This window comes from Pararhizobium mangrovi (genome assembly GCF_006516965.1).
GTDB lineage: Bacteria > Pseudomonadota > Alphaproteobacteria > Rhizobiales > Rhizobiaceae > Pararhizobium_B > Pararhizobium_B mangrovi.
In genome coordinates this window covers 51250-75054 of record NZ_VHLH01000023.1, presented here as the reverse complement: position 1 = coordinate 75054, position 23805 = coordinate 51250, and the positions used below count along the sequence as shown (strand labels likewise).

At 64.0% G+C, this 23805-nt stretch carries 18 protein-coding genes; 8 read left to right on the top strand and 10 right to left on the bottom strand.

Going from position 1 to position 23805, the window contains the following annotated elements:
- Positions 1–85 precede the first annotated feature (85 nt).
- From FJU11_RS12630 to FJU11_RS12605, 6 genes are all read right to left on the bottom strand, one after another.
- Positions 86–994: a carbohydrate kinase family protein gene (locus tag FJU11_RS12630; protein WP_141167423.1), complete on the bottom strand. Its 909-nt coding sequence runs from the start codon at positions 992–994 to the stop codon at positions 86–88.
- Positions 995–996: 2 nt separating this feature from the next.
- A complete protein-coding gene (locus FJU11_RS12625) occupies positions 997–2076 on the bottom strand; it encodes an ABC transporter ATP-binding protein (protein ID WP_141167422.1) in 1080 nt (359 codons plus the stop codon).
- Positions 2076–3581 (bottom strand): argininosuccinate lyase, encoded by a 1506-nt coding sequence (gene argH / locus FJU11_RS12620; RefSeq protein ID WP_141167421.1) that lies wholly within the window; start codon positions 3579–3581, stop codon positions 2076–2078. The genes FJU11_RS12625 and argH overlap by 1 nt, the downstream gene beginning before the upstream one ends.
- A gap of 3 nt (positions 3582–3584) precedes the next feature.
- Positions 3585–4403, bottom strand: coding sequence for a carbohydrate ABC transporter permease (locus tag FJU11_RS12615; RefSeq protein ID WP_141167427.1), 819 nt, complete (start codon positions 4401–4403; stop codon positions 3585–3587).
- A 61-nt stretch (positions 4404–4464) separates the two neighbouring features.
- A complete protein-coding gene (locus tag FJU11_RS12610; protein WP_141167420.1) occupies positions 4465–5397 on the bottom strand; it encodes a carbohydrate ABC transporter permease in 933 nt (310 codons plus the stop codon).
- Positions 5398–5404: 7 nt separating this feature from the next.
- The gene (locus FJU11_RS12605; RefSeq protein WP_141167419.1) at positions 5405–6661 is read right to left on the bottom strand and encodes an extracellular solute-binding protein; all 1257 of its coding nucleotides are present in this window, start codon (positions 6659–6661) and stop codon (positions 5405–5407) included.
- Between the two features lie 170 nt (positions 6662–6831).
- On the opposite strand from FJU11_RS12605, the gene FJU11_RS12600 reads away from it, so the two are divergent.
- The 3 genes from FJU11_RS12600 to FJU11_RS12590 are packed head-to-tail and all read left to right on the top strand — an operon-like array spanning position 6832 to position 11363.
- A complete protein-coding gene (locus FJU11_RS12600) occupies positions 6832–8046 on the top strand; it encodes an ROK family transcriptional regulator (protein WP_141167418.1) in 1215 nt (404 codons plus the stop codon).
- A gap of 9 nt (positions 8047–8055) precedes the next feature.
- Positions 8056–10470 carry a PIG-L family deacetylase gene (locus FJU11_RS12595; protein WP_141167417.1) on the top strand — a complete coding sequence of 805 codons (2415 nt, stop codon included), beginning with the start codon at positions 8056–8058 and terminating at the stop codon, positions 10468–10470.
- 44 nt (positions 10471–10514) lie between these two features.
- Positions 10515–11363, top strand: a complete 849-nt coding sequence (locus FJU11_RS12590) for a DMT family transporter (protein ID WP_235891016.1) — start codon at positions 10515–10517, stop codon at positions 11361–11363.
- A 48-nt stretch (positions 11364–11411) separates the two neighbouring features.
- On the opposite strand, the gene FJU11_RS12585 is transcribed toward FJU11_RS12590, so the two are convergent.
- From FJU11_RS12585 to paoA, 3 genes are read right to left on the bottom strand one after another with little or no spacing between them, the layout of a single operon-like run.
- The gene (locus FJU11_RS12585; protein WP_141167415.1) at positions 11412–13604 is read right to left on the bottom strand and encodes a xanthine dehydrogenase family protein molybdopterin-binding subunit; all 2193 of its coding nucleotides are present in this window, start codon (positions 13602–13604) and stop codon (positions 11412–11414) included.
- Positions 13605–13607: 3 nt separating this feature from the next.
- On the bottom strand, positions 13608–14558 hold the full coding sequence (locus FJU11_RS12580; RefSeq protein WP_141167414.1) for an FAD binding domain-containing protein: 951 nt from the start codon (positions 14556–14558) through the stop codon (positions 13608–13610).
- Positions 14555–15223: an aldehyde dehydrogenase iron-sulfur subunit PaoA gene (paoA, locus tag FJU11_RS12575; protein WP_141167413.1), complete on the bottom strand. Its 669-nt coding sequence runs from the start codon at positions 15221–15223 to the stop codon at positions 14555–14557. The genes FJU11_RS12580 and paoA overlap by 4 nt, the downstream gene beginning before the upstream one ends.
- A gap of 363 nt (positions 15224–15586) precedes the next feature.
- Here paoA and FJU11_RS12570 point away from each other — a divergent pair, with 363 nt between their 5' ends.
- The 4 genes from FJU11_RS12570 to FJU11_RS12555 all read left to right on the top strand — a co-directional run bounded on the left by FJU11_RS12570 (position 15587) and on the right by FJU11_RS12555 (position 20398).
- A complete protein-coding gene (locus tag FJU11_RS12570; protein WP_141167412.1) occupies positions 15587–16942 on the top strand; it encodes an ABC transporter substrate-binding protein in 1356 nt (451 codons plus the stop codon).
- 109 nt (positions 16943–17051) lie between these two features.
- Positions 17052–18056, top strand: a complete 1005-nt coding sequence (locus FJU11_RS12565) for a carbohydrate ABC transporter permease (protein WP_141167411.1) — start codon at positions 17052–17054, stop codon at positions 18054–18056.
- A 6-nt stretch (positions 18057–18062) separates the two neighbouring features.
- Positions 18063–19214: a carbohydrate ABC transporter permease gene (locus tag FJU11_RS12560; protein WP_141167410.1), complete on the top strand. Its 1152-nt coding sequence runs from the start codon at positions 18063–18065 to the stop codon at positions 19212–19214.
- A gap of 92 nt (positions 19215–19306) precedes the next feature.
- Complete coding sequence (locus tag FJU11_RS12555) at positions 19307–20398, top strand: ABC transporter ATP-binding protein (protein WP_141167409.1); 1092 nt, start codon at positions 19307–19309, stop codon at positions 20396–20398.
- 141 nt (positions 20399–20539) lie between these two features.
- Here FJU11_RS12555 and FJU11_RS12550 read toward each other — a convergent pair whose 3' ends face one another.
- Positions 20540–22483 carry a PhoX family protein gene (locus FJU11_RS12550; RefSeq protein ID WP_141167408.1) on the bottom strand — a complete coding sequence of 648 codons (1944 nt, stop codon included), beginning with the start codon at positions 22481–22483 and terminating at the stop codon, positions 20540–20542.
- A 234-nt stretch (positions 22484–22717) separates the two neighbouring features.
- Between FJU11_RS12550 and FJU11_RS12545 the strand changes: the two genes are divergently transcribed.
- Complete coding sequence (locus FJU11_RS12545; protein ID WP_141167407.1) at positions 22718–23752, top strand: glycosyltransferase family 2 protein; 1035 nt, start codon at positions 22718–22720, stop codon at positions 23750–23752.
- Positions 23753–23805: the final 53 nt, after the last annotated feature.

The following is a 23805-nucleotide window of genomic DNA, read 5'->3' as shown; positions in this document are numbered from 1 at the left end:
GGCACCGTCCCCATGGCGGGATAAACGACACCGTGCCCATCAGCCGCCTCGGTCTCGATCAGGACAACCTGTTGAGGCTCCACATCTAGCCGGCTTCGACCCTGCGACGCTTCCCGCGTGGCGCTCCGCCGACCGTCTGCACGGACAGCGATCCGCGTTCGATGCCTTCGTGGAGGCAGGTGTGGATCGGGTCGCCGTTCAGCCAGGATGCAAGGAAGCCGGCGTTGAAGGCGTCTCCGGCGCCGGTGGTGTCGACTGCTTCGGCCGGTGCGGCCTCTTCTTCGTATTGCTTCTTTCCCTCGGCGACGAACGCGCCGTCCGCGCCGGCCTTCAGCGCGACGATGGGAAAGCGGTTCGACAGGGCCGTGAGCGCCGAATATGGATCGTTCGTGCCGGTCAGGGCCGTTGCCTCTGCCAGGTTCGGCAAAAGGAGGTCGATGCCGTCCACCTCGCTTCCGAATGCATCGGAATGGATGAGATCGGCGTCCCAGCTCGGATCCAGCGACACGGTCAGGCCATGGCGCCTGGCCCGGCGCACGAGATCGGGCGCTTCGACGAGCGTCGCGTATTCGGCAATATGCAGATGGCGAACGGAGGGCGAGGCGAAGGCGGCATCGACCTGGCGCGGGATTGCATGACCGGCACGGCGGGAGAGGAATGCCCTTTCGGCCCTTTCGACCATCGCGACGGTGACCTGGGGCCCCGCGTCGGCCGCGCGCTCCAGAAACGAAAGGTCGATGCCGCTTTCTTCGAACAGGCCTTCGAGCGCGCGTGAGACAGCATCCGTCCCGAACCGCGCGAGTAGCATCGCCGGGCGGGCAAGGTCTTCGAGATGCGCAGCGGTGATGAACGCGCCACCGCCAAGGGCGATATCGAGGTTGTCGGCGAAGATCTCGCGGCCGAGAACCGGCATCGTCTGCGAACCCGTAAAGACGAGGTCGCAATAGATCCGCCCCAGGCAGAGAACGCCTTCGCGGCCGTCATGCACACCCATTTCTAGAGAGCCTTCTCGGATTCCGCGTCGAACACGTAGAGGCTTTCCGGCGCAGCGTGGACGCTCAGCTTCTCGCCGATGGCAGGTAAAGTGCGCCCGGGGGCCGTCGCGATGACGCTTCCCTCGGCAAGGTCGAGATGCACGAGCGTTTCGGCGCCGAGCGGTTCGACGGTAGAAACGGTGCCGTGCAGGTGAAGGCCCCGTTCGCCCGAAACCCGCGGCGATCCGTCGGTGACGTGCAGGTCGTGCGGGCGAACGCCGAGGAGGACGCGTCCGGCATGGCCGATCTTCCGATCGAGCTCGATCGGAAGATCGGCGTTGTCGTGACGGATCAGGCCGTCACGCATGTTCCCCTCGATCATGTTCATCGAAGGGCTGCCGATGAAGCGGGCGGTAAAGACGTCGGCCGGGTGCTCGTAGAGATCGATCGGCCGGCCGATCTGCAGAACCTTGCCGTCGCGCATGACGACGATCCGGTCGGCCATCGTCATCGCCTCCACCTGATCGTGGGTCACGTAGACGATCGTGGTGCCGAGGCGCTGATGCAGCTTCTTGATCTCGATGCGCATCTGCGCGCGCAATTGCGCATCGAGATTGGAAAGCGGTTCGTCGAAGAGGAAGGCGGCGGGGTTGCGCACCATCGCCCGGCCGATCGCGACACGCTGGCGCTGACCGCCCGAAAGGGCGGCTGGGCGCCGGTCGAGCAGGTCTTCGAGACCGAGCATCTCCGCCGTCTCGTTGATCCTCGCGGTCTTCTCTGCGGACGAAAGCTTCGAGGTATAAAGGCCGAAGCCGATGTTCTTGCGCACGGTCACGTGCGGATAGATCGCATAGTTCTGGAAGACCATGGCGATGTTGCGTTGCTTGGGGTCCTTGTGGTTCACCGGTTCGCCGGCAAGATGCAGCGTTCCCGACGAGATGTCCTCGAGACCGGCCATCATGCGCAGCGTCGTCGACTTGCCGCAGCCGGACGGTCCGACGAAAACGACGAACTCCCCGTCGGCGATCGTCAGGTCCATGTCGTGAACCGCCGTGACGTTGCCGAAGCGCTTGGCGAGGCCCTCGAGTTGAATTTCGGCCATCAGTTTCCTCTCGCAAGTCTGGAGAAGCGCGTCCTGCGTTCTTCGTTCGCGCGTCGTTCGCGTTCGCCCCGCCGTCGGGCGTGCTCGGCGAGGTCGTTCATTGTCTGCCGGTAGCCGGCGAGCGATGCGTCGAGGCTTTCGCGGGCGGGCCCGCCGAAGCGCGCACGCACGGCGACAAAGTTTTCGGGGGAGACGATTTCCTCGAAAAGCTCGGTGTCGATGCCGGGCTCGCAGCCCGTCGAAGCCTCGAACGCGGTGCGGAACGGCGCGTATCCGTCCGATCCGAGGTCTCCGCCCGAAGCGACCACCGAACGCGCGGTCGCGGCGGCGATCTCGTGCGCCTGGCGGAAGGAAAGGCCTTCGCGGCGCACCAGCGCATCGGCAAGTTCCGTGATGGTGATGCACGAACGGCGGATGTTCGCAGCCACGTGTCGATCGTCGATCCGGATGCTCGTGACGAAGGCAGCGAAGAGATCGACGACCCGTCCGCCCGTTTCGAAGACCGCGTAGCCGGCCTGCTGCGTCTCGCCCTCGCTGTCGTTCATGTCCGTGAACGGAGTGTTGTGCATGATGTCGAGCATGCCGCGTGCGCGGGCGAAGGTCTGGCTCGCGAGATGGCGCATATGCTCGATCGGAACGGGATTGCGCTTCTGCGGCATGATCGACGAAATCTGCACGAAGGCGTTCGGGACGTAGACCTGCCCGACCTCGAAGCTCGTCCAGAACTGCAGGTCCTGCAGCGGCCGGCCGAGATGCAGGAAGATCAGTTCGAGTGCCGCGTAGGTCGCCGTCACGTAGTCGACGGCGGCGATGCAGCCATAGGAATTTTCCAGCGGACGTTCGAACCCGAGCAGGGCGGCGACCTCTTCCCGGTCGATCTCGAACCCGCTCGTGGTGATCGCGGCGGCTCCCATCGGACAGAGATCGACGATCATCCGTGCGGCTTCGAGCCTTTCGATATCTCGCAGAAGGACTTCCGCCACGGCGCCAAGATAGTGGCCGAGCGTCGTCGGCTGGGCCGGCTGGCCGTGGGTATAGGCGACGATGATGGTCTCGCGCTCGTGTTCCGCCTTGTCGAGAAGCGCGCCAAGCGCGCTCGTAAGCTTTTCGGCCAGCCGGTCGATGTGCGTCTTCAGCGACAGCTTGAAAAGCGTATGATCGATGTCGTTTCGCGAGCGCGCCGTGTGAAGCCGGCCGCCGAGGTCCGCGCCGACGCGCTTCTTCAACTCGGCTTCGATGAGGAAGAAATAGTCTTCGAACTCGCCGGTATAGGCGAGCGTCGTCGGATCGACCTCCCGATGGATGGCCTCCAGCGCCGAAGCGATGCGCGAGGCGGCATCGGTGTCGAGGATGCCGGTGTCCGCCAGCATGAGGAGATGGGCTTCGTCGATCGCGCGGAAGCCTTCGGCATGATGCGTGCGCGCACCGTTGAAAAGCGGGCGCAGGACCGTCTCACGGTAAACCGGATCGGGAAAGACGCTGTCATCGGAAGAGGAGAATGCCATCGTCTATCCCTTCAGCCCGGCAAGCATCACGCCGCGCACGATGTAGCGCTGAAGGAGCAGGAACACGACGAGCGTCGGCAGGGTCGCGAGGCTTGCGCCGGTCATGATCATTTCCCACTGTACCGTCTGGCGCACGGCGAAGCTCGAAAGGCCGACCGGCAGCGTGTAGAGGTCCTGGCTGGTGGTCACGATCAGCGGCCAGAAGAAGGCCGTCCAGTTGCCGAGGAAGGTGAAGATCGCCATGGCCGAGATCGCCGGCGTGACGAGCGGCATGGCGACCCGCCACCAGATGGTGAACTCGTTCATGCCGTCGACGCGCGCGGCCTCGAGGAAGTCGTCCGGCACCGTCTCGAAGAACTGCTTCATGAGGAAGACGCCGAACGCCTCCATCATGCCGGGAAACATGATGCCCCAGTAGCTGTCGAGCCAGCCGAACTGCGAGGCCATCAGGTACCAGGGGACGACCAGCATCTCCGTCGGGATCATCAGCGTCGAGAGGATCGCCAGGAAGACGATGTAGCGTCCGCGGAAGTCGAACTTGGCGAGCGTATAGCCGACAAGGCCACCGAAGAAGACGTTCGAAGCGGTCGAGATCACGGCGACGACGGTCGAGTTCACGAACCAGCGAATGAATTCGCTGCTCGTCAACACCGACACGTAGTTCGCGAGCGTCGGCGAGGCGGGGATGATCCTGAGGTCGTAGATCTGATCGGACGTCTTCAGGGACGTGGAAAGCATCAGCACGATCGGCATGACCATCAGCACGCCGCCGAGGAAGAGCAGCGTCCAGGCGATCACCCGGCCGGGGCGAACGTCGCGCATGGTGCGCTCGGAACTGCTGGAGCGGGGCGCGTCGACGAGGGTATCGGTAGCCGTGGCCATTTCAGCGCGTCCTCATGATCCAGAGCTGACACAACGATACGATGAGCAGGATGACGAAGAGCACGACGGTTTGCGCAGCGGCATAGCCCATGTCGTAGGAGGAAAAGGCGCTCTGATAGATCATCAGCACGAGCGGCTTGGTCGAATTCAGCGGGCCGCCCGGATCGTTCGTGGTCATGTTGTAGACCTGATCGAAGATGCGCAGGAACCCGATCGAGGAGAACACGACGAGGAAGACGGTCGTCGGCTTCAAGAGCGGCAGCGTGATCTTGCGCAGGATCGCGAACTCGCCGAGCCCGTCGATGCGTGCGGCCTCGTAATAGGTCGTCGGGATGGCACGCAGGCCGGCCATGAAGATGATGATCTGGAAGCCCATTCCCGCCCATATGGCCGTCGCGAGAATGGCGTAGAGCGCTTGGGAGGGCGATTGGATGAACGGTTGTTGGGGGATGCCGATGGAGGAGAGAACGCTGTTGATGACGCCGATCGGAACCGGCTGGTAGAGCCAGCGCCATACCCAGGCCATCGCCGCCGCAGTGGTGAGGAAGGGCAGGAAGTAGAGCGCCCGCAGCAGGCCGTGCAGGAAGTGCACCCGATCGAGGAAGTAGGCGATCAGGAACGACAGCAGCAAGCTGACCGGCGTACCGATGATCAGGTACAGGAACGTGTTCTCGAACACTTTCCAGAACAGCGGATCGGAGGCCATGCGGGTGTAGTTCTCGAAGCCGATGAACTGCGCCGGCCGCATCAGGTTCCAGTTCGTCAGCGAAAGCCAGAAGGCCTGCACCGTCGGGTAGAACCGGACGACCACGTAGAACGCGATCGGCACCGCGAGAAAGCTCCATGCCCACACGACCCGCTTGGCGTGAAGGCTGAGACCGCGCGCGCCGGAACGCGCGTGGTCGTTTCTGCGAGGTTCGGCTGCCACGCTCATCGTCGTCCTATTTACCCGTCTGACGGTCGATGATCTGCTGTTCGGCCTTGGCGGCCTGATCCAGCGAAGCCTTGGGGTCCTGGTTTTCGAGCAGGATGCGATTGACCATGTCGATCGCCACCTGACGCTGCGCCTCCTCGTCGACGAACATCGTCGTATGCGCGTATTTCAGGGCCTTGATGAAGGGTGAAAGGATCGGGTCGTTCAGGTTCTCCTGCGTCAGCGCGACATCCTTTCGCGCGGGCAGTTCGCCGACGACCTTGAGCCAGATCTTCATGGCTTCCGGTGAACTCACGTATTTCAGGAACTTCTTCGACGCCTCCAGCTTCTCGCCCTGAACGCCGGAGCCGATGGCGTTGGCGAAATAGCTCGCGTAGTTGCTGCGTGTCCCGTCGGCGTTTGCCGGCAGTTCGGTGACGGCCCAGTCGAAGCTCTTGATGTCGGCGAACGAGCCGAGACGGAACGTGCCGTCGATCGTCATCGCCGCCTTGCCGCCGCGGAATGCGGCCTGTGCCTCGTCCATGAAGCCCGGCTTGCCGACGTGGTACTTCGTGTCGAAGTCGATGTAATACTGCAGCGCCTTCAGCCCCGCCTGGTCGTCATAGGCGACCTTGCGGTCTCCGTCGGTGTAGGGCTGACCGCCGAACTGGCGGACGAGCACTTCGCGCCACCACTGGTGGTCCTGGCCGCCCATGTCGATGGTCATGCCTTCCGTCGTCAGATTGCCGGACGAATCGTGCTTGGCGGTCTTCTTTGCGGCATCGACGAGGGCATCGAGCGTCTGCGGCGGCTTGTTCGGGTCGAGGCCCGCTTCCTTGAACAGCTTCTTGTTGTAGAAGAGGGCGAGGGAGCGTACCGCCGTCGGCAGGCCGTAATACTTTCCGTCGCGCTTCATCGCCGTGACGATCGGGAAGAAGTCGCTTTCGATCTCCTTCGCCGGGAAATCCTCGCTGGGCAACGGCTGGATGAGCTGACCGCCGACGAAATTGTCGAGCCAGCCATAGAAGAGCTGCAAAACGTCGGGCCCTTGACCGGCCGCCTTCGCCGCGACGAGGCGCGTCTGATAGTTCGCGTAAGGGAAGGTGACCTGCTTGACCGTGATATCGGGGTTCGCCTTCTCGAAATTCTCGATCAGCTGATCCATCGCCTTGACCCGCGAAGGGTAAAGGTACTGCCAATACTGGATTTCGACCGCTTGGGCCGAGCCGAGCGTCGCGAAGCCAAGTCCGGCGGCGAGTGCCGCGGTAAGGAGTCCTCTGCGCATATGTTCACCTCTCCGTAGCCGGTCTCAGCGCCGGCGTTTTTCTGTTCGGGCCGCAATCTCCATCGTTTCAGCCTCGACACAGCCGCGCCGCTTGTCAATAAAATAATCTACTTGTGTTATTTTATTTCTGTGGCAGTCTTTCGATCAACCTTTGAAAATCGCTTTAGGATATGGACGCTAAATCACTCGCTATCGGCAACAATCCGCCGCGCAACCGAGAACATAACCGGCGTGTCATCCTCGACACGCTGCGCCGCCACGGAGAGATCGGACGCGCCGAGATCGCAAGGATCACCCGGCTTTCCACCCAGTCCGTGGCCAACATCGTCAAGGAACTGATGGAGGAGCGTCTGATCGTCGAGATCGGCAGGCGCTCCATCGGCCGCGGTCAACCGCCGATCCAGTTCGCGGTCAATCCGGACGGGCCGCTGACGGCGGGCATCGAACTGACGCCCGACCGCCTCGTCATCGCCATCGTCGACCTGACCGGTACGCGACGGGCGAGTACGTCACTTACGGTCGAAAACAGCGAGCCCGACGCGGTTGCCGCGCTCCTGATGCGGGAGCTTCCGCGTCTGCTGCGCGAAACCGGCCTTCGCGAACCGACGCTGCTCGGCATCGGCGTCGTCATGCCGGGTCCCTTCGGCATCGAAGGCATGAGTTCGGTCGGCCCCACGACCTTGCCGGGCTGGGGCGATGTCGACGCGGCCGAATGCCTTGGCGAAGCGCTCGGCCACACGGTCATCGTCGACAACGACGCCAATGCGGCCGCCGTCGGCGAGCACCTTTACGGCGCGGGCAGCGCGCTCGAGGATTTCTGCGTGCTCTACTTCGGCACCGGCATCGGTCTCGGCATGTTCCACAAGGGCCAGCCGTATCACGGTGCGTTCGGAAACGCGGGCGAGATCGGCCATGTCGTTGTCGCGCCCGGCGGTCGGGCCTGCTCCTGCGGCCAGCACGGATGCCTCGAACAATACGCCTCGCTGCATGCGCTGCGCGACAAGCTCGGCCTGAAACCCGGCGAACATCTCGATTTCGCCGAGATCGAACGTCTCCACGACGAGGACGATCCTTTGCTGCTCGAATGGCTGGAAGAGGCCGCCCGCCACCTTCTGCCGATCGTCGCGACGCTCGAAAACATCCTCGATCCCGAAACGATCGTGCTCGGTGGCATGCTGCCGGGGCGCATCGTCGACAGCCTGATCCAGCGGCTCGAACCGCTGGCCCTATCCGTCTCCGATCGGCAGAAGCGCCAGGTGCCGCGGGTGATGCACGGCCAGACCGGGCAGTTCGCTGCAGCCCTCGGCGCTGCGTCCCTTCCTCTGCTCGAGACGATCGCCCCGCGCCTCGTCTTTTCAACCCCGAACGCACGGTTTACCGCATAGGAGAAGGCGATGCTTACCCAGCGCGACCGCATTCGCCGCGAAAAGGAAACCCCGCCCAACCTGCGGCTCCACCGGGCGCTCTCCCGCTTGCGCTCTACGGTCACGGTGATGAACACGGGTGCGCACCCCGACGACGAACACAACGGTCTCATCGCCTATCTGCGTTACGGGCTCGGCATGCACGCCGCCGTGTTGTGTTCGACACGCGGTGAGGGCGGACAGAACACCCTCGGCCAGGAACGCGGCGATGCGCTCGGCGTCGTGAGAACGCGCGAACTCGAGGAGGCGGCTCGCCAGCTCGATGCCGATGTCGTCTGGATCGGCTACGGGACCGACGATCCGGTCCATGATTTCGGCTTTTCCAAGAATCCCGAAGATACGTTCTCGCGCTGGGGGGAGGAGCGCGTTGTCGAGCGCATCGTCAGGGCGATCCGCACCTTCAGGCCGGACGTCATATGGCCGACGTTCCTCGACGTGCCGGGCCAGCACGGGCACCATCGCGCGATGACTCGGGCGAGCGAGAGGGCGTTCCTCGTCGCCGGTGACGAGACTGCCTTTCCCGAACAGCTCGACGAGGGTTTGACGCCATGGCGTCCGGCGAAATTCTACCTTCCCGCATGGTCCGGCGGTGGCGGAACCTATGACGACGAGGTTCCTCCGCCGGCACCGACGCTGACGATCGACGCCGAAGGCCGCGACGACGCCACCGGTGCCGCGTTCGACAGGATCGGCGAATGGTCGCGCGCCTACCACGCGTCACAGGGAATGGGGCGATGGCGAAACCGACCGCGAACCGTCTGGCAGCTGCATTTGCTGCATGGTCCCGAGGGAAGCTGCAAGGAAACATCCATCACCGATAGCCTTCCGGCAAGTCTCGATGCGCTCGCCGGCGATGCCGCACTTCAGCCCGAACAGGCGGATGCGTTGCGCCATGTGGGGCGCGAGATCGACCACGCGCTGGCGGCGTTTCCCGATCGCGGATCGATCGTGAACGCGCTTCTCGAAGCAAGACGACATCTCGTCAGGGTCGGCGAAACGATGCCGCCCGGTTTTGCACACCGTCACGGTCATCGTATCGAGAACAAGATCCGCGAACTGGATATCGCACTCGTTGAGTGCCGCCTCGGCGAAGTGCGCGTCGAGGCGGAACCGGCTTACATTGCACCCGGCGGTACGGCGGTGCTACGCGTCTTCGTAGACGACGGCAGCATGACGGAGGCGCTTTCGGTCGAACCGGTGCTGCCAGTCGACATAAGAGTCGATCGGCAACCGGTTGACGGTGACGAGAATTTTAACTTTCGACTGACCGTCGACAAACCAGCGAAGCCGCACAGTCCAGTCAACGGGAATATCGAACGTCTCGGCAGGAATGCCAATGGCCACATAATGCTTTCCCTCACGATCGAAGATGCACAGCTTTGCGTCCCGATCGACCTTGCCGAGCCGATCCGCATCGTTCCGTCCGTTGGCTTCGAGCTCGAACCCGAGGCACTGGTCGTGCCGCTCGCAAGGACGACACGCAGCTTCGAGATCGGGCTTCGTACTTCGCTGGCCAATGTCGAAGCGGAGATCGACATGCCCGACGGCTGGGACGTCGCCCGTAGCGATACGGGCTTCACGGTGCGTGCGCCTGAAGACCTGACCCCCGGCCGCGCCGACGGCATTCTGCGTACGAATGGCGAAACGGCGCTGGCGATACAGACAAGCACCCATCCCCATATCGGCGAAACCCAGTGGTACCAGCCGGCGACGCTGCGCGTCCTGTGCCTGGATCTCGCTTTGCCGGATGTCCGTATCGGCTATTGCGGCGGCGGGGCGGACCGTGTCGGCACCTGGCTGCGGCGTATGGGTCTCGACGTGGTCGAACTGGACCGCGAGGCGTTGCAAGGCGACCTTTCGGCATACGACACGATCGTCGTCGGGATCTTCGGGTTCGGGCTGAGACCGGACCTGCGGGCGATGACCGAGCGCCTGCATGCGTTCGTCGAAGACGGCGGCCATCTCGTCACGCTCTATCACCGGCCGTCCGACGCCTGGGACGCGTCGATTGTTCCGCCGCGCCCGCTCGAGATCGGTTCGCCATCGCTGCGCTGGCGCGTGACGGACCCCGATGCCGAGGTGGAAATCCTGGCGCCCGATCATCCGCTGCTGACGGGGCCGAACGTCATCGGTCCCGAAGATTGGCGCGGCTGGGACAAGGAACGCGGGCTCTATTTCGCCGCGCGCTGGGACGAAGCCTATACGCCGCTGCTTGCCATGCACGATGCCGGCGAGAAGTTGCTTAACGGATCGCTGCTTTCCGCCACGATCGGCAGCGGATGGCACACCCATACCAGCCTCGTTCTGCACCACCAGCTCGACCGTATGGTGCCGGGTGCATTTCGCTTGATGGCCAACCTTGTGCAGCCAGCACCGAAGGCATGAACCGGCCTGACGAAGGCACCGGACCGACGTCGGAAAGAAGCGGTTTGGAACTTACCGGCGTCGGCTGGCTCGTCCTCGACATGACGCTCGTTACCAGCATGAACACGATGGTCAAGATGGCCGGCGGCAGCTTTCCCTCGGTCCAGATCGTCTTCGTGCGCGCGCTGACGGGCTTCGTCGTCATCGCACCACTCGTTTGGGCAAGGCGCGCTGCGATCGCCCGTACGCGTCATGGTGCCCGCCACATCGTCAGGGTCAGCTGCAATGCGGCCGCGCTCACCTGCAACTTTACCGCGCTTGCGACCTTGCCGATCGCTCTTGTCACGGCGATCGGCTTCTGCCGGCCGCTTGTCGCGATGGGCCTTGCCGCCGCCCTGCTTGGCGAGAGGGTTGGGAAGCGTCGGTGGATCGCCGCGGCGATCGGCCTTGCAGGGGTTCTCGTCGCCATCTACCCGGCCGGCGGAATGGTATGGAGCGTCGGCATCCTGGCGGCGATGGGCGCCGTCGTCTTCGGTTCGATGGCGACGATCCAGACACGGCTCTTACGCAACGAGGATACGCTGACGATGATGGTCTTCTACACCGTCGGCCTGACGCTCTTCACCGCAATTCCCGCCGGGCTGAGCTGGCAAATGCCACGGTGGACAGACCTCGCGATGCTCGTCGCGATCGGCATCGTCGCCCAGATCGCCCAGCTCTGCTTCCTTCGTGCCTATCGCCTTGCGCCCGCCAGCAAGCTTGCGCCCATAGGCTATTTCACCATCGTCCTCTCGATGATCGCCGATTACGCCTTTTTCGACCATACGCCGACGATCAGGACGGTCATCGGCGCGGCCATCACCATCCTTGCCTTGCGCCTGAGCCTCTCGCCCGCTCACCGGCGCGAAGCGTGACCAAACCGGGCGGCGGGGCCGATGGCCCACGCCGACCGGGCATCGTGGTCAGATCGTCGGCAGCTTGCCGACGATCTTGTCGAGGGTGATCGGATAGTCGCGCACGCGGATGCCGGTGGCGTTGTTGACGGCGTTGGCGATCGCAGCGGCGACGCCGCAGATGCCGAGCTCACCGACGCCCTTGGCCTTAAGCGGGGTCGAGACCGGGTCGAGGACGTCCAGGAATACGACTTCCTGATGCGGGATATCGAGATGCACGGGAACTTCGTAGCCGGCAAGATCGTGGTTGACGAAGAAGCCGCGATCGTGGTCGACGGCCATCTCTTCGAGCAAGGCCGCACCGGCGCCCATCGTCATGGCGCCGATGACTTGGCTTCGCGCCGTAATCGGATTGAGGATGCGCCCGGCGTCGCACACGGCGAGCATCCGGTTCAGCCGAACCTCGCCGGTCAGCGAATGCACGCGCGCCTCGATGAAGTGCGCGCCGAAGGTGGAGACGACGTACTTCTCGCTTCGGAAATCGCCGAAATGCATCGTGTCGATCGCCGAAAGCTCGCGACCGCCACGGGTCAGCTTCTTCAGTTCCGTCGTCGACCCGCCGGCATGAACGGCGCCGTCGGCGAAGGTCAGGTCGTCGTGCTTCTTTCCGAGTTCGTCGGCGATCTTCTTGCGCAGCGCGACGCAGGCGGCATAAACGCCGGCCGTCGAGCTTACCGCACCGAACTGGCCGCCGGAGCCGGACGAGACCGGATAACGCGAATCGCCGAGTTCGACGCGTACGCGCTCGACCGGCACGCCGAGCATCTCGGCCGCCGTCTGGGCGAGGATCGTATAGGAGCCCGTGCCGATATCCGTCATGTCGGTGCGCACGACGACCCCGCCGTCCGGACGGATCGCGACCTCCGCGCCGGATGCCTGCGCCGGCGCACCGCGATAGGCACCGGCGACGCCGTGGCCGATCAGCCATGCACCTTCGCGCGTGTCACCGGGCTTCCTGTTGCGCTTCGACCAGCCGAAGCGATCCGCACCCGTGCGCAGGCATTCCACGAAATGGCGTCGCGAGAACGTCTTGTTGGGGTTCGATGGATCGACCTTGGCGTCGTTCATGATGCGCAGTTCGACCGGGTCCATGTCGAGCTTTTCGGCAAGCTCGTCCATCGCGGCTTCGAGCGCCATCAGGCCGGACGCTTCGCCCGGCGCCCGCATGGCGTTCGATTCCGGCAGGTGCATCTCCGCGGTGCGGTTGATGCAGTAGAGATTGTCGGTGGCGTAGAAATGCTGCGTCGGCGCGGGCGCCTTTTCGCTGCTGCCGCCGGGCAGGGCGTTCGACTTGTTCTCGTGGCTGATCGCGACGATCTTGCCATCCTGAGTGGCACCGATCTTCAGATGCTGTTCCGTCAGGCCGCGATGGGTCGTGTTGTTGAAGATCATCGGGCGGGGAAGCTGCACCTTCACCGGCTTGCCGGTTCGCTTGGCCCCGAGCGCGGCGAGCACGGCGTCGGCACGCAGGAACAGCTTCGAGCCGAAACCGCCGCCGATATAGGGCGAATCGATGCGCACCTTGTCCGGCGTCGTCTTCAGCGTGGTGGCGAGCGCCATCTTGTCCCACTGGATCATCTGGTTCGATGTCCACAGCGTGACTTCGTCGCCGTCCCAGGCGGCGATGGAGGCGTGCGGCTCCATCATGGCGTGGCTTTCGGCCGGCGTCGTGTAGTTGACGTCGATCGTCACCGGCGCGTCGGCATAGGCCTTTTCGAAATTGCCGACGTCGCTCAGCGGCTGTTCGTCGCCGGTCGGCGCGGTCTTCGAGAGATCGAAGCTCGCTTCGGTGTCCGGTGCATAGTCGAATTCGAGCATCGCCGCACCGGCGCGGGCCGTCTCGAGCGTCTCGGCGACGACGAGGGCGACGGCCTGGTGATAGTGCTCGATCTGGTCGCCACCGAAAAGGTTGGCCGTGTTCCACTGCGATAGCGGCAGCCGGTCGAACTGCAGCGTCGTCAGGACGGCGACGACGCCGGGCGCGGCCTCCGCCTTCTTCGTGCCGACGGATTTCAGCTTGCCCTTGGCGATCGCCGCGCCCACGGGCCAGCCGACGAGCTGGTTCGCGGCGACGTCGTGGCGCTCATAGGCATAAGGGGCGGTGCCGGTGGTCTTCAGCGGGCCATCGACGCGATGGACCGGCTTTCCGATGACTTTGGTATCGGCGAGGACCGAGTCCCCTGCGGGCTTGTCGAAACGCATGGATCAGTTCCCCGCTTCCTGAAGGACCGCCGCCAGCGTGCGCTTGGCGAGCGGAACCTTGAATTCGTTGTCGTCGGTCGGGTTGGCGTCGGCGAGCAGCGTGTCCATCACGGCGCCGGCGCCTTGCGGAAGCGCCTTTTCGGCCTCCTCGTCGCGCCACGGTTTCGGTGCCACGCCACCGAGCGCGACGCGGCCGGTGCCGTCCGGCTGGACGATCGCGGCGACTGAGACGAGCGCGAAGGCGTAGGAGGAGCGGTCGCGTACCTTGTAGTAGATCTGCTTGCCGCCGACCGGCTTCGGCAGGGTAACGGCGGTGATGACCTCTCCGGGCTTGAGGTTCGTTTCCTTCTCCGGCGTGTCGCCCGGCAGGCGGTAAAGATCGTCGACGGCGATCGAGCGCGTCTTGCCGTCCGGATCGACTGTCTCGAGCTCGGCATCGAGCACGCGCATGGCGACCGCCATGTCGGAAGGGTGCGTCGCGATGCAATGGTCCGACCCGCCGATGACGGCAAGCTGGCGCGAATAGCCGCCGATCGCAGCACAGCCGGAACCGGGGTTGCGCTTGTTGCACGGCATGTTGGTGTCGTAGAAATACGGGCAGCGGGTGCGCTGGAGGAAATTGCCGCCCGTCGTCGCCTTGTTGCGAAGCTGGCCTGTCGCGCCGGCGACCAGCGCTCGCGTCAGGACGGGATAGTCCCGGCGAACGCGATCGTCGGCGGCGAGGTCGGTGTTCGAGACGAGCGTGCCGATGCGCAGGCCGCCTTCGTCCGTCTCCTCGATCTTGTCGAGGCCGAGCTGCGTGACGTCGACGAGATGGGTCGGCGTCTCGATCTCGAGCTTCATCAGGTCGATGAGGTTGGTGCCGCCGGCGATGAACTTGGAGTTCTCGTGGCTCGCGGCGGATTTCGCCGCTTGCTGCGGGTCGCTCGCCCGCTCTAGGCTGAAGGCTCTCATGCGTTCTGCCCCTTCACGTCGTTGATGGCGGCGAGGATGTTGCTGTAGGCGCCGCAGCGGCAGATGTTGCCGCTCATGCGCTCGCGGATCTCGTCGTCCGTCGCCTCGATCGGGCCGCTCAGATCCTTCGTCACGTTGCTCGGAATGCCCGCCTTGATCTCTTCGAGCGTCTCCTTGGCCGAGCAGATCTGGCCCGGCGTGCAGTAGCCGCACTGGTAGCCGTCGTGCTCGATGAAGGCGGCCTGCATCGGATGCAAATTGTCCGGCTGGCCGAGCCCTTCGATCGTCACGATCTCATCGCCGTCGTGGAGAGCTGCGAGTGTCAGGCAGGAATTGATGCGTCGGCCGTTGACGGTGATCGTGCAGGCGCCGCACTGGCCGTGGTCGCAGCCCTTCTTCGTGCCGGTGAGTTGCATGCGCTCGCGCAACGCGTCGAGAAGCGTCGTGCGGTTGTCGACGGAAAGTTCGTGCTTCTCGCCGTTGACGGTGAAGCTCACCGTCGACTTCAGCGTATCGTCGAGGCTTGCGAGGTCGTCGGGCTTGACGACCGCCTCCGGTGTCGCTTCGGCGTAGGCGGTTGCGGGCAGGCCGGTGCTCGCAGCGGTCGCAGCGCCCACGATCATCAGATCGCGGCGGTTGATCTCGAACATCTTCTCTTTTGACATCGTGCTCCTGTCCCCATCCATCGAGAAGACTGCGCGTCGCGAGCGTCGCAGCCAGAGGCCGGACCATCAAGTTCCGGGACGGTATTTCACAAGGGTAGGGCACGATGGTTGCGGAGGGCAGGGGGTAACGGGACAACTCTTGCTTTTGTGATCGTCCCGAGGTGCCGAGACACCGCAACCTCGCGGCGAACCGCGCGATGCGGGACAAACGCCTGTCCGGTAACTGCAAAAGCGGATTGTCCCTTGACTTTTGGCTGACCGCAAGACGATCCTGCGCTTCGATGCAGGGACTGGAGGCCTTGCAGCGTACGGCATTGCAGCCGGCGGGAGATTGGGTCTCCGTTTTGATCTGGGAGGACGAACGTGCTGAAAAAATGCCTTACGAGCGTGGCGGCGGTTGCGCTGCTCGCCGTTTCCGCACATGCGGCGGACCTGAAGTTCAAGCCGGACGAAAACAGCGACTTCCACTGGAAGAGCTACCACGACTTCGCCGACAATCACGATCTCAAGGGCCAGACCCTGACGATCTTCGGTCCGTGGCGCGGGCAGGACGAGGATCTCTTCCAGAGCGTGATCGCCTATTTCGAGGAAGCGACCGGTGCCAAGGTCGACTACTCCTCCTCCGAAAACTACGAACAGCAGATCGTCATCGACACCCAGGCGGGCAACCCACCGAACATCGCCATCCTGCCGCAGCCGGGCCTGATCCAAGATCTCGCCTCGAAGGGCCTGCTCACCCCGCTCGGTCAGGATACGGCCGACTTCGTGCAGAAGAACTACGCGGCCGGCGATTCCTGGAAGGGTTTCGGCACCTATACGGGCAAGGACGGCGACAAGCATTTCTACGCCTTGCCCTACAAGGCCGACCTCAAGTCGCTGGTGTGGTACGTGCCTGCGAACTTCCAGGATGCCGGCTACGAGGTCCCCAAGACGATGGAGGACCTCAAGAAGCTGACGCAGCAGATCGTCGACGACGGCGGCACGCCGTGGTGCATCGGCCTCGGCTCCGGCGGCGCGACGGGCTGGCCGGCGACCGACTGGGTCGAGGATATCCTGCTTCGCCAGCAGGATCCGAGCGTCTACGACAAGTGGGTGACGAACGAGATCCCGTTCGACGATCCGAAGATCGTCGAGGCGATCAAGACGTTCGGCTGGTTCGCGAAGAACCCGAAATTCGTCGCCGGCGGGCCGCAGGCCGTCGCCACGACCGATTTCCGCGAGGCGCCCAACGGGCTCTTCTCCATTCCGCCGAAGTGCTTCATGCACAAGCAGGCGCAGTTCATTTCCGACTTCTTCCCGGAGAACGTGAAGGTCGGCCAGGACGTCGACTTCTTCTACTTTCCGCCCTACGGCGACAAGGATCTCGGCCGTCCGGTGCTCGGCGCCGGCACGCTCGCGATGATCACCAAGGACAGCAAGGCGGCGGAAGCCTTCATCGACTTCCTCAAGACGCCGATCTCGCACGAGATCTGGATGGCGCAGACCGGCTTTCTCACCCCGTTCAAGCAGGTCAACACGGCCGTCTATACCAACGACGTGCTGAAGCGTGAGGACGACATCCTCCTCAACGCCACGACCTACCGTTTCGACGGGTCCGATCTGATGCCGGGCAAGATCGGTGCCGGCGCCTTCTGGAAGGGCATGGTCGACTTCGTCGGCGGCATGTCCGCCAAGCAGTCGGCCGAGGAGATCCAGAAGGCCTGGGACGCGATCAAGTAGCCGCAGCCGTTTCCGGCGCGCACGGGGAAGAGTTGCGCGCCGGACCTTTCTCTCGCGACCCTTCGCGAGCGTTCAGACACATAAGTGTTTTCAACGAGGAGGGGCCGTCATGGGGCATCTGGTCTACGCCCTCGTCACCGTCGTCATCGGACTTGCCGGCGCAGCGATCTATTTCTACGCGAGCAATCTCCTGCTCGACCGTGCGTTGCCCTATCGCGACGCGGAAGGTGCGCGTGCCTCGCGCAACCTCCGGCGTGCCAACGCGATCCGCCCCTGGCTCTTCATGCTGCCGGCGATCGTCATTCTCTCGGTCTACCTCGTCTATCCGGTGCTCGAATCGATCTGGCTGAGCTTCCACGGCAAGGCCGGCATCGATTTCGTCGGTCTTTCGAACTATCACTGGATGCTGGTCGATCCGGAATTCCGGGAATCGATCGTCAACAACCTGCTATGGCTGCTGATCGTCCCGGCGCTGTCGACCTTCTTCGGACTGGTCATCGCCGCGCTCGCCGACCGCATCTGGTGGGGCAACATCGCCAAGTCGCTGATCTTCATGCCGATGGCGATCTCCTTCGTCGGTGCCTCGGTCATCTGGAAGTTCATCTACGATTTCCGTCCCGCCGGGTCCGAGCAGATCGGCCTGCTGAACGCCGTCGTCGTCTTCTTCGGCGGCAATCCGCACGCGTGGATCACGATCCCCTTCTGGAATTCGGTCTTCCTGATGGTGATCCTCGTCTGGATCCAGACGGGCTTCGCCATGGTCATCCTGTCGGCGGCCCTGCGCTCCATCCCCGACGAGACGATCGAGGCCGCCGTCATCGACGGCGCCAACGGGTTGCAGATCTTCTTCAAGATCATGGTCCCGCAGATCTGGGGCACGATCGCCGTCGTGTGGACGACGATCACCATCCTGGTCCTCAAGGTCTTCGACATCGTGCTGGCGATGACGAACGGCCAGTGGGACACCCAGGTGCTCGCCAACCTCATGTTCGAATGGATGTTCCGCGGCGGTGGCGACTTCGGCCGCGGCGCGGTGATCGCGCTCGTGATCATGGTGCTCGTCGTCCCGATCATGATCTGGAACATCCACAACGCGCGTCAGGAACTGAGGTAAGGCACCATGTTCTCGTCCCTGCGCCAGTCTCCACTGCTCTTCCTCACGCACCTTTCCGTGCTCGTCCTCGTGATCGTGTGGACCATCCCCACGGCCGGCCTGCTGATCTCCTCGCTGCGCCAGCCGGATCAGATCGCGACTTCCGGATGGTGGACGGCCCTTTCGGCGTCCGAACAGAACAACACCTTCACGACGCCGCCGGCCGATACGGCGAGTCAGGCGGAAGACGGCTTCGCCCTGTCGGGCAACGTCTTCGGCAAGGACGGATCGGGCTCCGTCTCCGCGTTCGGATCCTCCTTCATGAAGCCGCGCGCCTTCGATGCGGGCGAGACGGCCAAGCTGAGGAGCGGCGGAACGCTGACGGTCGCCCAGAACGGCGACTACCGGATGACCTTCGACAAGAAGCCCGAGGGCGGACGCGGCGAACGCATCTTCTACACTTCGGTCGAGCCGCCGGCCTTCACGTTGCGCAACTATCAGGAAGTGCTGCGCGCCGAAGGCATCGGCCAGTCCTTCATCAATTCGCTGACGGTGGCGATCCCATCGACCGCGATCCCGATCCTGATCGCGGCCTACGCAGCCTACGCGCTCGCCTGGATGCGCTTCCCGGGGCGGCTGCTGCTCGTTGCGGTCGTCGTAGGGTTGCTCGTCGTGCCGCTGCAGATGTCGCTGATCCCGCTGCTTCGCCTTTATAACGGCATCGGCGGTTTCTTCGGCGTGCCGGCGCAGACCTATGTGGGGGTATGGCTGGCGCATACGGCCTTCGGCCTGCCGCTCGCCATCTACCTGCTGCGCAACTACATCGCCGGCCTGCCGCGCGAGATCATGGAATCGGCGCGTGTCGACGGGGCGAGCGATTTCGACATCTTCCGCAAGATCATCCTGCCGCTTTCGTTTCCAGCGCTCGCCTCCTTCGCCATCTTCCAGTTCCTGTGGACATGGAACGACCTGCTCGTCGCGCTGGTGTTCCTCGGCACCGGCAACGACAAGCTCGTGCTGACGGCGCGCCTCGTCAATCTGCTCGGCTCGCGCGGCAACAACTGGGAAATCCTGACCGCGTCGGCCTTCATCACGATCATCGTGCCGCTGATCGTCTTCTTCGCCCTGCAGCGCTTCCTCGTGCGCGGTCTTCTCGCCGGTTCGGTAAAGGGGGGATAGATTGGGTCGATGCACGGTATGGCGTATCGAGGGCCGGTCCGGCGATTTTCGTGGTATCAGCGGCGTAAGACCGTAGGCAAAGGGAGAAGGCGATGACTGGTGTCATGCTGAAGGACATCCGCAAGGCGTATGGCGCGGTGGAAGTCATTCATGGGATCGACCTCGAGATCCGGCACGGCGAGTTCGTCGTCTTCGTCGGTCCCTCGGGCTGCGGAAAGTCGACGCTGCTTCGGATGATCGCCGGGCTGGAGGACATTTCCGGCGGCACGATGACGATCGGCGGAGAGGTGGTGAACCAGGTGCCGCCGTCGAAGCGCGGCATTGCCATGGTTTTCCAGTCCTATGCGCTCTACCCGCATATGAGCGTCTACGAGAACATGGCGTTCGGCATGCGCATCGCCCGCCGGCCGAAGGCGGAGATCGACGCCCGCGTGCGCGAAGCGGGCGAGATCCTGCAGCTGACACCGTTCCTCGACCGGTTGCCCAAGGCCTTGTCCGGCGGGCAGCGCCAGCGCGTGGCGATCGGCCGGGCGATCTGCCGCAATCCGAAGGTGTTCCTGTTCGACGAGCCGCTGTCGAACCTCGACGCGGCGCTGAGGGTCGCGACGCGCATCGAGATCGCCAAGCTCGCCGAAACGATGCCCGAGACGACGATGATCTACGTCACGCACGACCAGATCGAGGCGATGACGCTCGCCGACCGGATCGTCGTGCTTTCGGGGGGAACGATCGAACAGGTGGGCGCGCCGCTCGAACTCTACGAGCGCCCGGCGAACCTCTTCGTCGCGCGCTTCATCGGCTCGCCGGCGATGAACATCCTGCCGGCGACGATCGAGGAGACGGGCGCGACGACGACGGTTACCCTTGCCGGCGGCAAAGCGGTGACGCTTGATCTGGCGAGCGACGCCGCACGCAAAGGCGAAGCGGCGAGCTTCGGTGTGCGACCGGAAGATCTGCGGCCGGCCGAGGGCGAGGACTTCCTGTTCGAGGGTAAGGTCTCGATCGTCGAGACGCTGGGCGAGGTGACGCTCGTCTACATCGAGGGCCTGACGGCCGACGACGAGCCAATCATCGTCAAGCTCGCCGGCACGCGCTCCTACGAGCGCGGCAAGACCGCGCGCTTCACCGCCGAGCCGAAGGCGCTGCACCTCTTCGACGCCGACGGGCAGACGTTGCGGCGGTAGGCTGGGCAACGGTAGGTTACGGGCGGCGTTACGCTGCAGGTCGCTTTCCGGCGTATCGCCGATCATCGAAAGCTGTCGCGAAGGAAGTGCCGCGACGGCTTTCTTCGTATCGGCAACGGAAAGGTGCTGCAGGCGCTATACCTACCTTGCAGCCGGCATGCCGGCGATGTAGCCGACCTCGGCGGCGTAGCGGTTCTTGTAATTCTGGTCGATCAGCGGTTCCAGCGTGTCCTTGACCTTGTCATGGAGCGGGCTTTCCCAATCGCCCGGATGCTGGAAATTGCTCATGATGTAGGTCCAGCCGTTGATGTTGTCGACGGACTGGAGGCCGGTGGATTCGGCACCGGAAGGAGCGGAAAGCACACGCGTGCAGCTCCGGTCGTCGACATTGTAGGCCCACATGAAGTTGTTGACGTGCAGGCCCGAATCCTCGCTGACGAAGAGCGTCCGCATGTCTTCGGAATACTTGATGTTGTCCGGGTTGGCGACGCGGTCGGGATCGGCGAGGTTGCCGAGATCGTCGGCCTCGTCGAGATCCTTGCCGGTCAATGCCTCGACGCCTTCCATCGTGACCGGCATCCATTCGCTGTCGATCGGATCGCCAAAGGCGTCGTGCTGGCCGCCTTCGAGCTTCAGCGCGTAGACGGCACCCGCCTTCGGTCCCTCGACGTGGATGTCGCTCGTCCCGTCGACCATCGGCCCCTGGATGTAGCTCATCGCCACGTATGCGACCTTGTCTGCGCCGTTGACGGTGGTGCCTTCCCACTTGGTGAAGCCGAGGCTCGCGCCGCGTAGTGCCGCGAAACGGTGCGTCTCCAGGAAGGCTGCCGCCTTTTCCATGCCGGGCTTGACACGTACCCAGTTCTCGTTGCCGGCATAGACGATCTTCGTGAAGCCTTCCTCGGCCGGTTCCTTGACCATGACATCCATGATGTCGGTCGCTTTTAGGGTCTTGGCGAGGTGCTCGATCTCGTCGCTCATCGCATGGCCGAGGCGGTTCCAGGAAAGCTTGCCCTTGCCCGGACCTTTGCCGGAGACCTGCTCCCAGTGCGCTGCGTAAAGCGTGCCCGAAGACAGGTCGCGCGGTCGGTCGGCGACGAAGACGAAGGCGCCGCCATTGGTATGGTCGTCGCCCATCAGCACGGTGCGCTCGTCCGGGCAGACCTGCACGAGCTCGTGGGAGATGCGGCCAAGGCAGTAGTGCTTCTTGATCGAGCCGGTACCGTCGGCGTTCACCGTGACTTCGGGGATGTGGTTGTAGAGGTAGGGATTGGCCTTTTCCGGATCGTCGATCGCGTCCCGGTCGCCGTAGAGATTGGCGATGAAGGCGCGGAAGCGCTCAGGGTACGGCGCAAAGGCGTCGGACGGGTATTCCTCGCTCGAAAGATGCGTGTTCCATGGAGAGCGCGACGCGCCGCAGGTGATCCACAGGCCGTGCGAGCTCGCCGTCGGTACGTTGGCGTAGCGTACGAGCTTCAGGTGGCCGGTGTCGGGATCCTGGTCGAAGGTGAGCACGGCGATTGGCGAGGGCAGGTGGCCGTACATGTCGTTCTTTGCGAGGTTGCGGCTCGTATATTCGAACTGAACCACGGCGAAGACCGGATTGCCCTTTACGCCGAGCGCCTCCTTGTCGACGCCGTCGATCGGCTGCAGGAGCGCCATGCCGTCCGGGCAGTCGGAGAAGAACTGGCGCTTCTCGCCTTCGACCGAGAGGTCCATGATCGGCTTGCCCTCGATGTCGTAGTAGCCACCCGCGACGACCGTCGAGCCGTCCGGGCCGGGTACTTCGTCGCCGGTCTTGAAGAAGGCATGGTAGGAGAGATCCGAAACCTTGTCCGTTCCGCCCGTTCCCTGGTAGCCGAGCCTGGAGCCGACACTCACGCGTGCCATTGCCTTCGGGTCCTGAAGATCGGGCGCCTTCATGCCCTTGAAGCGCAGGGAACCGGGCTTGCCGGACGCCGCTTCGTGCGCGCTGCCGTTTGCCATGCCGCTCGCATGGGCAAGGCGGGCGATCGGCAGGGCGACGGAAGCGGCGCCGAGCATCTTGACGACGGATCGGCGGGTGAGGGTAGCGTTTTCGCTCATGGGACCTGTCTCCATTGGCTGTCCGACGGACCCTCGCGCCCGTCTGTAACACCATGATGACAGGCGAGATGCCGGATCGGGCGAAATACCTCCCTTTCGATCGGGTGTCCGTTCGCTCGAAATCTCTCTTCGGTGGTGTTCACGAAGCGAACGGGTTCACACGGGCGCCAAAATGTTTCAGGTGGCGGGGCAAACGCACCCGCACCCAGCATTCGAGTTCGAAAGCGACATCCGATGCCAGCCGTCTCGGTCATCGTTCCAGTGCACAATCGAGCAGCCTTCATCGGCGGCGCCGTCGAAAGCGTGCTCGGCCAGAGCTTTTCCGATCTCGAACTGATCGTCGTCGACGACGGTTCGACGGACGAAACGCCGGACGTTCTCAAGGCCGTGACGGATCGGCGCCTGAGAATCGTTTCGAACGGCCGCAACTTGGGCATTCCCCAGGCCCGCAACGCCGGGCTCGAAGCCGCGCGCGGCACGTTCGTCGCGTGGCTCGACAGCGACGACCATGCGCGCCGCGATCGTCTTGCGCGCCAGATCCGCTTCTTCCGGGACAATCCCGGCTTCGCGCTCGTCGGCGGCGCGGCGGGCAAGCTCGATGCCGCGGGCAGGCCGCTTCGCGGAAAGCGGGTTCCGCCGCTTTCCGCACAGACGGTGAAGGCCTGGCTGGTCTTCAAGTCCGCCTTCCAGCAATCGTCCGTCATGGGGCGCGCGGAAGTGCTCAAACGCTATCCGTATCGCGACGAACTCGCGGTATGCAGCGATGTCGACGTCTTCGTGCGGCTTGCCGAGGCGCACCGGATCACCAACCTGCCACACGTCCTCGTCGACCGGCGAACGCACCCCGGGCAGGTCGTGCGCAGTCGCGGCGATGCGATCCGCGCAAGCAAGACGGCAATCCTCGAACGGGTCCTCCACCGTTTTGGCGCGACCTTCGATGCCGACGACCTTGCACGTCACGTCATGCTCGGCGAACCGAAACGGCGAAGCGATACCGTCGACGAAGCCTTTCTCGATTGGGCCGGCGACTGGCTTATGCATCTTCAGGAAGTGAACGCGCGCACGCAGGCGATCGAGCCGCCCGCGTTCCGTTTCGCCTGCGGCTACTTCTGGATGCGCGCCTGCGAGGCGGCGATCCCGAGGCTCGGCTTTGCCCGGGCGACACGTCGCTTCGCCGGCTCTGCGCTTGCCGTTGCGGCCCTTTCGGGCCGGAGCCGAACGTGGCTGTCGCTGCGTGTCCCGCGGCTGATCGGCGAGGCGCCATCGTGACGATGCATTCTGAACCGGTGGTTCACGCGGACGGCGAAACACTGAGGAGCCAA